Raw genomic sequence first — 8875 nt, 5'->3', positions numbered from 1 at the left:
CATGCCCAAGCGGGTCAAAGCGGCCCGCATCTGAATCCTGCCTCTGTCAAGCAAGGACAGTCGTGCGGTGCTCGTGACGCTTACACATCATCCGCGGCAATGGCGATGCCTATCGCCTGCAGCACGGCGCGTCGCTTTCGACCGTGCAGCGTCGCGCCGAGCCTCTCAACACACAGTACTTTGACATCGTCTTCACGCTGCCAGGCGACTTTGCCGCCAGCACCTATCAGATCAAGGCGCTCGTCTCCGGCCTGCTCTTCCGCAACATCGCCGAGACGCTTCGCGCCACCGCCGAGACGCTTCGCACCACCGCCGATCCTAAGCACTTGGGCGATCCTCCAGCCATTGCGCGGTCAGCGATTGGCAGCTGGGGGCAATATCTGTCGCGGCAGCTGTTGAAGTTGAGGCGACCGAGGCTTGGCCGGTGTCGGCAGGGTGGGCGCTTACGCAAGCGACTTTCGCTTGCAGTCGTTGTCCCTCTTCCGACAACGCCAGCTATGTTGTCAGGTTCAATACACATCACGTGAGTCGCCGGATACCGCCTTTTCGAAAGTGCAATCAGTAGCTTACAGACCACGGACAAGGCTGGCACGGCGGTTGCTCTTAGGATGCTGCAAGACTGGGTGATGCTGTCATTGGATCCGAATCTCACAGCGACGGGCAGATCGTCGCGAATAGGCGCTGATGTCGACGTAACTCTCTCGACGTGATCGAAGCGCTGACGTGCAGCTAATCGCCTTTTGGCTATCTATTTAGGAGGACGTAATGAAATTGCTCATACTTGTCAACAGTCTCGATTGCTTAGGTGACAATGATGCACTTCTCACCTGCGCGTTCCGTCGCTTCGGCTGGCGAGTAATTCTCGGGGAGATCAATGCTATTGCGGCAGACGACTACCGCTATTTCACACGAGGAGTGCTCCTGCCAGAGAATGCCGAGCCGTACTCTCCTGGCGCCATGGCACCTGGGACTCGAGAGACATATTTTCTTGACGAATGCCAGCTGATCTGGGTCCTAGGTTCGCCCCAAGCTTGCGTGTACCGAGATGTTTGGCGAATGCTGTGGTTAGCTTCCCAACAGACGCCCTTCGTTAACAGTATTGAAGGGCTGATGTTTCTAAACAGCAAACATGCAATGGGCTATCTCGTCCCAAAAGAGAACCGAGCATTTTCATATGTATCGAATGATTTTACGTCGCTCTGGGAGCGCTATCAGCAGGCCCGAGATCAATGGTGGGTGGCCAAACCGCCAAATTCCGGATGCGGAGAAAACGTCTTCTTACTTCCTCAACACGGACCAAACGTTCGAGCAATTCTCCAATGCCTTACCGGAAACACTGTCGCGCAAAGCACGATGGATTATGGCGCGCTAGGTGGCTTCAAAGCTCAGTATGCAATTCTTCAGAAGTTTATCCCGGAGGTCGCCCAAGGCGAAAAGCGCATCATCTTTACTTGTGGGAAAGTCGTTGCTTGGCATGGTCGGCAAGGCGCAGCAGATGATCACCGATCAAATATGACACAAGGAGGGACGGCAATTCCAGTCGATCTGAATTCCAATGAGATAGAGCTTGCTGAGTTGATTGGCCGAAAGCTGATGGCACATGGGATCAACTTCGGTGCCATAGATATGGCTTATCCCTACGTGATTGAATTCGATCTTGATTTCCCCGGGGGTCTATACGACGCGAAAGTGGTTTCTGGGGTGGACCGCTCGGACCAGGTTGCGAAGCTAATCATTGCTCGGTTCAAGAAGCATTGTTCTGATGATTCCATGAGGTAACGGGCCCTCGCGCCGGCGACCGAGGCGTTTTGGTGGCGGCGGTCGTCCCTCACAATGAGGGTGTGAACGGCGTCATGACCGGAGCCAGCGCCAAACATCAAGGAGAGACGACCAGCACTCTAAACGAAGCTCGTATCAACGGATAAAACGAGAGGTATCGGAATGCAGAGCAACGCGACGGCCGTGGAGGATTCCAAATGCATCTGCGTAGCAGATGAGCTGCCGCGCAAGTCGGGCCTCCATTGTATGGCGGAAACTTTAGCGAGCATGTCGGCATGGCCAGCAGATTCTTTGCAAAACCACCGTCCGGACTGTTCTGGCCTTCTTTTGAAACCAAAGAACAACCGCCAACCAACTAAACGCATTCAAGCGTTCTCTCGTTGAACGCTACCTGCGGAGGGACCCTAAAATGAATACCGGCATTTTTACAGATTATGAATCTAATGTTCGTCGCTATGGGCTGTCTTTTCCCACGGTCTTTACGAAGGCCCTTGGGGCGACAGTCTGGGACGAGGCCGGTAAGCCTTTTATCGATTTCCTTGTAGGATCCGGCGCGCTCAACTACGGACACAACAACCCAGATATTATTGCACCAGCAATCGAATACCTGGTTGGCGAGAACATTCTTCTATCGCTCGATATGTATACGGTGGCAAAGCGTGAATTCATTGAAGTGTTTGTGGATTCGATCCTGAAGCCTAGAGGCCTTTCCTACAAAATACAATTTCCTGGGCCGACCGGCACAAACGCAAACGAGGCGGCGCTGGCCCTCGCGCGAAAATATACCGGCCGCTCGAGCGTAATGGCCTTCACAAACGCGTTTCATGGGATGTCGCTCGGCTCTCTCGCAATGTCGGGGTCGGCGTCAACCAGGGAACTGGGCGGCGTTGCTCGCCACGATGTGATCCGTGTCCCTTACGACGGATATCCAAACAAAGCTTTCGATTCAGCAAGCTACATCGACTTCGTTTTGGGCGACCCAGGGAGCGGCATAGAAAAGCCGGCCGCCATCATTCTGGAGACCATTCAGGCAGAAGGCGGCTTGAACACTGCATCTGCTGCTTGGCTCATAGAAATTCAGCGCATTTGCCGTAAGCACGACGTTCTTTTGATCGTTGATGACATTCAGGCAGGTTCGGGTCGAACGGGCGATTTTTTCTCGTTCGAGTTCGCGAAATTGGAGCCCGACATCGTGTGCCTGTCAAAGTCCCTAAGCGGTTCAGGTAGTCCCTTCTCGATTGTTCTCATTCGCCCCGAAATAGACATATGGAAACCGGGAGAACATAGCGGGACTTTCAGAGGCAACAACCTCGCCTTTGTGACTGCACGGGCCATGTGCAAAATGTGGTCCGACGGGCAGTTTACAGCTGGCGTCGAGCGGACCGCCGCCAAACTGCAAAGACACCTCGATCACCTCGTTGCGAAATTTCCAAATTGCATCGAACAAAAGCGCGGCCGCGGTCTGATGGCCGGTCTCAAGTGTCGATCACAGGCTGTTGTCGGCCGTGTGCACGATGTGGCCTTCGAAAATGGCCTGCTGATCGAATCTTCAGGGCCCAATCGCGACGTTATCAAAGTCCTCCCACCAATAACAATCACCGATGACGATCTCGAACACGGCATCGCCATCCTAGATCACGCACTAAAGGAGCAAGCCAATGCGCACTAACCAAGCATCTCAGGCACCTGCTATCTCGCCTCCTACGATCAGAGAACGAACCGGCTCAATCAGCACTGCGGAAATCGTCTCAGTCCTGAAAGGTGAGATCACCGCTCTGCACGTCAAGCAAGCTTTCAGTGCCGAAATAGCCGAGGAGATCACCGCGAACTTTGTTGGCAGTCCAGGTCTCAAAGAGCGTAGAGATGGCGTCCCCGGACAATATGTCGGAGCGTCACACTATAGGAAGGATGCAGTCACATATTTCGCAGAGGCGGAAACTGCGCGACCGTTCGTCGATGCCCTTTTTAGCAATTTGGTTGATCCAGTCCGCGGATTGTTCAACGCGTTGAAGCGCGAGCTGCACGACCAGGGCATTGAGTTGCGGCTGGCCCGTTCGGAACACGGTCGGGCTAATATTTGTCGCGCTCTCAGTTGGACTGGCAGTGGTACGTTTTCCTTGGAGCCCCACGACGATGTCGCTCAAGTGGCATGTGCTGGGAACGATTACGAGCTTTCTGCGGTGGCCAACAACACCGTCGCCGCACTCAATTTCTATCCGAGCATGGCCGAGGAAGGTGGCAATCTGCGGCTCTGGAGCCATAAGCCTACAGTCGCGGACCGAAAGTCGCAGGGTGTGGAGACCACTGGCTATCCCTATTCGGCAGCGTATCTCGAGGCCGTTCCTTGTCGCGACTTCCAGCTCAAGGCCGGGGATATCGCCCTAATTGACGGCGGTTTCGTTCATGGCGTCACCGGTCAACCAGGCGACGGAAAGCGTCGCCTGGTGCTGAACAGCTTTTTTGGGTTTGCACGGCCGGATCTTGTTCTCTGGTGGACCTGAAGTTGGATGTCTCGGCGACTGACCCGACCTCCGCGACAGTGAAGTGTCACATCCGTCGCAGCGGGGAGGTCCTTGTCAGTCACCGCGTCACAGCCCTCGGGCTAATCCAAAGACCGGTATTATGGAGCCCCTGGCGGGGTTCACCATGCTGCCGGTCTCCGAAACGATCGCTAATTATCAGTCCGCGTCACTGCCTATTGCGCAGGTGATATAAGGAAGTTCTTTTCTCCACTCGCAGATTCAGCCACAGACCGTTGTTGCTGGAGGTTTCCTGAATGTTGACAGTTCGCAGCGCTCCATTGTTCCCGGTGCGGAGCCGAAGACTCATCGCGACATGATGTTGAGCAAGGCAAAAGCAACAGAACAACCTCGATGGACGAACCGGCGGATACTTCGCATATCGATCGGGCGTCTACCTGCCTCCGTGTGCTTCGCCAGCGCCTTCAGGCCCTCTTGACTATTTTATGTTGCTCGACGGATCGCCCCTGTCGTCGTGGCGCTCCCATGAGGAACTTGGCCCATAGCGCTTTGAACCGCGACACATGTTGAACGTATATGGACCCCGCCCGACTGCAACAGGTTGGCTGAATCCGGTTGACGGTCACAACTGCTGACGTATATCCGGCTTCTTCATGCGGATCGATGCTCAGCGCCGCGAGCCTCGATAGGTTTTCGCCCGCTTCCACCTTAACGGCCCCCAGACATCGGCCGAAGCCGTGCCGGTTCACACACCAGGTTCTGGAAGCGACGGGATGCCCGTTTCGCCATCTCCTGCCATTTTGCTGCAATTGCCGAGGTAGGACCTCCTTCTCGCTCTCCAGGGACTGTCAGGGTGTTTTCACCGACAGGTCCGGTGATAGGCAGCATTACCCGAGAGCATCGACCAGACGATCCTCCCATTCTTTCGGTTCACCAGTTTGACCCGATCCGATACCAAGCGACGGCGAATCCGATGGACGGCCTGCACGGCCAACTGTTCAACGGAGTTCAGCGGACCGAGTTGCGTCAAGGCGAATTGCGCGGCGCGGGGTAGCCGTTCGTCAGTTTCGTCACGCACATTTCGACCAGCGCCGCAACTTTGGCGATGCCGACACCGGTGACGATCCCCGTTCCGACAGATGGGCACGCCGCGCATTGATCGCCTGCGTTTGTTGCCGGACCAGAAGAGAGCGCGTCTTCAAGATCATCGCCGATGCCTGCTGTTCAGCGATTTTGACCGACTCCTTCTCGACATAGCTCCAATTGGGCACCGGCGCCGGGGACTTTGCGACGCCGCCTTCAGCGCCCGGAAGAGCAGAAGCTCGAGGCCTTCGTCATCCATCCCTTCAGGCAGAGGCCAGCTCAGCCCGGCAAGACGGGCGCGCTGCAGATAACCATGCACGCGCCATTGTTCACCCCAAGCGTGCGCGCGATGACGCGTTCGGTCAGGCCCTGGACGTGCCATAGACGTAAAATTTCTCTGATCCGGCGCATCGACAATCTCTCGGTTGGCATCAGGCTTCCTCGTTTTGAACGAGGCATCCTGTAGATCGGTTGGGGTTGTCGGCCTAAGCATCCCGCACCTCCGAAAGGTGCTCACGATCACCTGAACTCGCTGCTCACGATTGTCTGGAATCGTTGCTCATGACCCCGTGAAATCTGTCTCACGATGCGGTGAAATCCGTGCTCCCGATCGCCTGAAATACGCACCCTCAATCCTGAGAAGAAGCGGCCAAACCGACAAAGTGTCGGTTTAGTCGAGTTTATGACGCAGTGGTGTTCGGTCCGGGCCCTGCTGCACGCCTGTCTAATTTGTCGTCTGATGCAGAAAACTGGCTTTTGAGCTGTTTCTGCTCAGTTGGCACGGTTTTTGGAACTCCGTTGCTGGGCAGGAGTAGCCAGCGGGGGTGACATCTATTCACGCGCCCAAAGGAAAGAAACACGTCAGGGCCGCACTCTGTGGGAAGGAGGTATCGGCCAATCAGCACCTCCTCGGGCGGACGACCCTCAGCTGCGACCCCGAAGCCCCCGCCCGATCCCCAACTCGAAGGCGCGGGACACCGTCCTTCATCGCAGGGCAAAGAAGGTTCGGAAATTTGGCGTCTGCTGCCTGATCTTCCGTCCCGTCAACATCAGGAGAGAAAGATGAACGAGCTCCTTGGCCTTTATAGTGATCATCGGATGGTCGAGCCCGTTGCAATAGCGCAGCGCTCTTCGAAGGTTAAACCACTCGCGACCGACCTGAAAAGAAAGGGCGTTCTGCTGGTCGCTACCTGTGCTCGAATCGAGATCTATGGTGAAGAGCCCGCTCTAAAAAACGTAACCAGCGCCATATTTTCTAACCTCGCACACGGACGTATTGAAGGCGCGCCCGCGATAGCTCAACGTCTCGCCGAGATTGCATCGGCCGCTCATTCCCAAATCCTCGGCGAGAGTTACATCAGCGATCAACTCGAGAAGGCTATCGAACCTGTTGACCCAAACTTTCCGATTTTCCAGATCGCACGGTCGGCAATTGCTATGGGTCGCGCGGCGCGCGAACGGCAGCGGTTCGTCGCGACGTTCGACTACGATCAGATCGTTCGAGACATCGTAGCTGATCGATTTGCGAATGAAGAGCTACCCGACCGCCTTTACATCATCGGGGCGGGTATGTTGGGCCGCGGGCTGATCAGGAGTGGTGTCGGAAAGCAATTCCGCTCCACGGTGGTCGTAACGCGGAACCCTAAGAACCTTCGCAGACGCCTCCGCCGTTCGATCGACATGGAACTCGCGCTCATGCGCCCGGCAGAGATAGGCTACGCACGCGAACCACGATCCATCGTTGTTATCGGAACTGCCGATGTCAACGATGAATACGAGGCCACTCTTCAGGACGCCCTTCTGCGGCTAGAGCCGCGCGTCATACTGGATCTGTCGTCAATCCCGGTGCTGTCGGAAGCAGCAAGCAGCAAGCTCAATTATGTGACAATGTACGACAAAGAATTTCTCCGGTACATCGAAAAAAACAATATCGCATTGGCTCCGAAGCTGCCAGTCTTGTTATCTGACATAAAGGAAAGACTTCAAAAGACGCAAATCTACTCTCCGCTAAAGGTCACTTAGCCCTGCAGCAGCACACGCCAATTCGCCGAAGAGATACGCGTAGCCTTATTCCAGCTATCGACATTCCGAACCAAGCGCCGGACTGTTCTTCCAGTGCCGGTCTCAACGGTAAGAGAGGAGGTTATATGACGACGCCTATACGATGGTTGAGTCGAAATGATGTGGCACAGACGAATTTGCCATTCACTTCAGCATTAGACATCGTCGAAGGGACGCTTCGTGACCATGGCGACGGCGCATTCGAGAACCCGCCCAAGATCGGAATCCACCCGGGGCGCGACTCACACATCCATGCGATGGCTGGCTGGCTTCCCAGGCAACGCCGAGCCGGCCTTAAATGGATTGCCTGTTACTCCAGCAATCCTAAAGTTGGCCTGCCGAACATCACAGGTCTTTTGGTGTTAAATGATCCGGACACCGGCCTGCCAGTCTGTGTGATGGATGCTGCTTACCTGACAGCGATTCGCACAGCAGCAGCGTCGGCCATTACAAGCAAGTATTTGTCGCCGCCTCACGTGAACAGAATAGCTATAATTGGCGCTGGTCTTCAGGGCCTTTACCACGTGGAGATGTTGTCGTTGATTCACCCTACTGCCGAATTTCATATCGTGGATATCAATGAGAATGCTGTAACCCGGTTGACTGAACAAACCTATTCTAAAGCAACAATAATTCACGTGAAGGAGGCAGAGGCCGCGATCCGCGTCGCTGACGTTGTCGTGACTGCAACAAGTCGATTGGAAGACGTTGCATTTCAGTTCGGATGGGTAAAAAAGGGCAGCTTGGCTATGCCCGTCCATGTCCTAGGATGGTCGCAGGATATAACAACGGCTTCTGATCTGTTGTTGGCTGACGACGTTGGGCAATTCAAGAATTATATTATCGCTACAGGATCTCCGTATAATGATATTTCGCGAGTTCGTGGATCTGTAAGCGACATCATCGCAGGACGGATCGCCGGCAGAGTTCGCATCGCTGATCGCATTGCAGTGTTCAATCTTGGCCTCGCGATCCATGATGTCGCTATAGGTTCTGCTATACTCGACATCGCAGAGCAGCACGGCCTAGGAACGGTCGTATCCTACTAGCCGGGTTTATGCACGGCGCTGAACGTTTGGCAGCCTGAGGTGGTGATCTGGTCGCCGTTTCGGTTCTTTTTGACAAGCTGGTTGGGCGCCGGCGGTGATCCGTCGTGATGGAAAGCGGGGGGGTTTGCTGGTTGCGGTCGGCGGGTTCGTTTCGGGGCGTTGGCGCCCGTCGGCTACGTCACGAGCCGCGGAATGCGGTCGAGGACGATGCGCAGGATGCGCTGGTTGGGACAGGATGTCGGCAGGTGCAGGCGAATTTGGGTTTTCATCTCGACCACGCGCGCGGCGATCTTGATGAGGCGCAGTCGCAGCGTGTCGAATTGGGCGACTGCGAAGCTCGAGCGTTTCGGCATCGCGGCGCGCAGGCCCCACGTAAGATCCTATGAGCAGGCTGGATAGCGACCTGCGCTGTGGCAAAGTGAG

5 protein-coding genes and 3 pseudogenes are annotated in these 8875 nt (G+C 55.5%); 6 read left to right on the top strand and 2 right to left on the bottom strand.

Translation table 11 applies throughout. From position 1 onward, the window contains the following. Nucleotides 1–149 precede the first annotated feature (149 nt). The 4 genes and pseudogenes from NKH41_RS20065 to NKH41_RS20050 form a co-directional block, all read left to right on the top strand. Nucleotides 150–383 (top strand): annotated as a pseudogene (locus NKH41_RS20065) (IS91 family transposase); the annotation flags it as partial. Nucleotides 384–765: 382 nt separating this feature from the next. Beyond that, entirely contained in the window at nucleotides 766–1779 is a 1014-nt protein-coding gene (locus tag NKH41_RS20060) for an ATP-grasp domain-containing protein (RefSeq protein WP_352933496.1), read from the top strand. Between the two features lie 409 nt (nucleotides 1780–2188). Further along, the gene (gene ectB, locus NKH41_RS20055; RefSeq protein WP_352933494.1) at nucleotides 2189–3448 is read left to right on the top strand and encodes a diaminobutyrate--2-oxoglutarate transaminase; all 1260 of its coding nucleotides are present in this window, start codon (nucleotides 2189–2191) and stop codon (nucleotides 3446–3448) included. Further along, complete coding sequence (locus NKH41_RS20050; protein ID WP_352933491.1) at nucleotides 3438–4280, top strand: 2OG-Fe(II)-dependent halogenase WelO5 family protein; 843 nt, start codon at nucleotides 3438–3440, stop codon at nucleotides 4278–4280. The genes ectB and NKH41_RS20050 overlap by 11 nt, the downstream gene beginning before the upstream one ends. A gap of 1220 nt (nucleotides 4281–5500) precedes the next feature. On the opposite strand, the pseudogene NKH41_RS20040 reads toward NKH41_RS20050, so the two are convergent. Continuing rightward, nucleotides 5501–5774 (bottom strand): annotated as a pseudogene (locus NKH41_RS20040) (IS21 family transposase); the annotation flags it as partial. A gap of 630 nt (nucleotides 5775–6404) precedes the next feature. Between NKH41_RS20040 and NKH41_RS20035 the strand changes: the two are divergent. Both NKH41_RS20035 and NKH41_RS20030 read left to right on the top strand, forming a co-directional pair. Next, complete coding sequence (locus tag NKH41_RS20035) at nucleotides 6405–7364, top strand: hypothetical protein (protein WP_352933488.1); 960 nt, start codon at nucleotides 6405–6407, stop codon at nucleotides 7362–7364. A 125-nt stretch (nucleotides 7365–7489) separates the two neighbouring features. Continuing rightward, on the top strand, nucleotides 7490–8452 hold the full coding sequence (locus NKH41_RS20030; RefSeq protein WP_352933485.1) for an ornithine cyclodeaminase family protein: 963 nt from the start codon (nucleotides 7490–7492) through the stop codon (nucleotides 8450–8452). A 173-nt stretch (nucleotides 8453–8625) separates the two neighbouring features. Here the strand turns inward: NKH41_RS20030 and NKH41_RS20025 are convergent. Beyond that, nucleotides 8626–8829: pseudogene (locus NKH41_RS20025) on the bottom strand (transposase); the annotation flags it as partial. Nucleotides 8830–8875 lie beyond the last annotated feature (46 nt).

Origin of the sequence: Mesorhizobium sp. M1169 (assembly GCF_040318345.1) — a bacterium.
GTDB lineage: Bacteria > Pseudomonadota > Alphaproteobacteria > Rhizobiales > Rhizobiaceae > Mesorhizobium.
The sequence above is the reverse complement of the archived record's forward strand: the minus strand, read 5'-3'. Positions and strand labels throughout refer to the sequence as shown.